Genomic DNA, 2,274 nt, shown 5'->3' on the forward strand with positions numbered 1-2,274 from the left:
CGTTTTTTGCGATTTCCGAGAAGGCCTGACGGAGGTTGGCGAGGCTCGTTCCGTCGCGGTGTGCGGTCCGTATTCGGGCAACGAGATCGTCGATTCCGTGTACGTCGTCGCGGCCATCATCGCGGGCAGCATGGGGCCCCGACGCGGGCGTGGTCTTGGTCGAGCGTGATGTCATGATGCCGGGCCTGTATGATCTGGGGGACGATGAGCTGGTTCGGTGGTCGCGGGAGGTCTTTGCAAATGTCCTCCGGGATCATCGTAACCGAAGTGGCGTGATACCATGACGACCTGCGATCCAAGGAGACTACGATGCAAGACGAAGTGGATATGTCGCTCGTCGAGGTCGCTGCGGCTCGGGGTTGCGATCTGTGCGAACGTGATTTCCATTCTGACCAGATCAAGGTCCGGGGCGACAAGGTATTCAGCGTGATCTGCCGGTCCTGCATCGATGGTGACGCGGTCAGGGTGACGAGGACAGTGCATTGATCGCTGATGATCCAGGTGCGTGCAGTTGCCCGTTCTGCGACGGCAGAAAGGTCCCGAAGGACATCGTCGAGATGGTCATGGCCTCGGCAGGCACACAGGGCAGGACGATGTCGAAGAAGGAGTTCCTCGCATGGCTGGCAAGCCTCGATGGAGAGGCTCCCAAGGCCTTCTGATGTCCTGCGGATCACGACTTTCGTGCTCGCCGGTACCGGGCACGGTCACGGCTAAATACCCGATGACAACTGCTACACCGCCAGCCTGGCTGCTCACCCTGCGCAACCTCAACCGCGAGATCGTGATCGTCGAAGACGTGACTGTTCCCCTCCAGGATGGGGATTGCCCGGAGTACATCGGCGACGAACTTACCTTATGGTTGCGCGCCCATGGTATCCGGGCACGACGGATAGACCGTGTGCGGCTCGATGTGGTCCGGTTCGGGTTCGAGAACCGCGAAGATGCCGCGAGGTTCCGGGCGGCCTGCGGTCTTCCCGCGAAGTGATCAGATCATGCCGCCGCAGACGATGCCTTGATCGTAGCCAGCGCCCTGTACACCGAAGCGCGGCTGATGCCCATTACGGCCGCAGCCTCCTCCGGCTTCATGCCCCTGGCTGAGAGGTCGCGCACCCGGTCCACGTCGATGGCGGACTTCCTCGCTCGGTAGGTCCCCCTGTTCTTCGCTGCCGCAATGCCATCTCGCTGGCGCTCGGCGCGGATCGCGAGTTCGAACTCGGCCACAGCACCGAGAATGCTGAGAGTCAGCCGCCCGGTCGAAGACGTCGTATCGATGGCCTGATCCAAACATTGGAAGCCGACGCCCCGGCTGTCGAGATCAGCGAGCAGATTATGGAGGTCGCGAGCAGAACGGGCGAACCTGTCGAGCTTCGTCGCCAGGATCGTGTCACCGCTCCTGGCGAAGGAAAGGCAACGCTGAAGTTCAGGCCTGTCATCAGCGGTCCGGCCCGAGACCTTCTCGCAGAACAGGTGCTCTTCCGCCACCCCAGCAGCGAGAAGTGCGGCACGCTGAATATCCAACGACTGGTCCGTAGTCGACACACGCGCGTACCCGATCTTCATACCACCGCCTTTGTCTCATCTGATTAACATCTATGATAATATCTCATCTGGATGGAATCCGCAATGGCGTGAGACTCCAGGGTACGCAGAACCATGATCGCGCCGAGGTATACCCCATGAGACCTACCCGGCAGGGACCAACATCTCGATAGGCGCGGAAATACCCGCCAGGGGCACGCGTAGCGAAACGCGATCGATGGAGTGACGCGACGTGCAGGTGTCACAGGTGTCACAGGTGTCGCAACGCGGAGCGAGGAATGGATGGAAAACACCAATATAAGAAAGAGATAAACCATCTTATCTATTAGGACCTCTGACTCGGCGTCTGGGAGCTTGCGACACCTATGACACCTGCGACAGAACTTATGAAATGGCAGCAATCAGCCATTTTGCGCGCCTAAAGGTGTCGCAAAAAAGTGCCTGCGCGGCATGTTTTGTCGCAACCAGTTGCGACACCTTGTCGCAGAAAACAGACGGGTGTCACAGAAAACCTGCGACACCCGCTGCGACACCCAGCCTAGTCCTTGATCTCCCACATGATCGTCTTGGTATTACCACGCGCAACCTCCACCGCCCGGATGTACTCGTCACGCTCCATCGAACGCAGAATGGCCTCGCGCTTGCTCAGATTGAGCTTGCGAAAACAGTTCGGAGCCCGGCGAGCCATATCGCGATTGCTGACCGGATCCCCCTGATCGCGGAACCACTTTTCCA

At 59.5% G+C, this 2,274-nt stretch carries 5 protein-coding genes; 3 read left to right on the forward strand and 2 right to left on the reverse strand.

All coding sequences use genetic code 11. The annotated features are described in order from the left end of the window. Positions 1-309 precede the first annotated feature (309 nt). The 3 genes from IEX64_RS24105 to IEX64_RS24115 all read left to right on the forward strand — a co-directional run bounded on the left by IEX64_RS24105 (position 310) and on the right by IEX64_RS24115 (position 985). A complete protein-coding gene (locus IEX64_RS24105) occupies positions 310-486 on the forward strand; it encodes a hypothetical protein (protein ID WP_188823996.1) in 177 nt (58 codons plus the stop codon). Continuing rightward, entirely contained in the window at positions 483-659 is a 177-nt protein-coding gene (locus tag IEX64_RS24110) for a hypothetical protein (RefSeq protein WP_188823998.1), read from the forward strand. Before IEX64_RS24105 ends, IEX64_RS24110 begins: the two co-directional genes overlap by 4 nt. Before the next feature lie 62 nt (positions 660-721). Continuing rightward, on the forward strand, positions 722-985 hold the full coding sequence (locus IEX64_RS24115) for a hypothetical protein (RefSeq protein ID WP_188824000.1): 264 nt from the start codon (positions 722-724) through the stop codon (positions 983-985). 5 nt (positions 986-990) lie between these two features. Here IEX64_RS24115 and IEX64_RS24120 read toward each other — a convergent pair whose 3' ends face one another. Beyond that, the gene (locus IEX64_RS24120; protein ID WP_188824002.1) at positions 991-1,560 is read right to left on the reverse strand and encodes a recombinase family protein; all 570 of its coding nucleotides are present in this window, start codon (positions 1,558-1,560) and stop codon (positions 991-993) included. Positions 1,561-2,077: 517 nt separating this feature from the next. After that, positions 2,078-2,274: hypothetical protein (locus IEX64_RS24125; protein ID WP_229710733.1), on the reverse strand; the 197-nt coding region annotated here is incomplete at its 5' end.

Source organism: Novosphingobium indicum, from assembly GCF_014645195.1.
Classification (GTDB): Bacteria; Pseudomonadota; Alphaproteobacteria; order Sphingomonadales; family Sphingomonadaceae; genus Novosphingobium; species Novosphingobium indicum.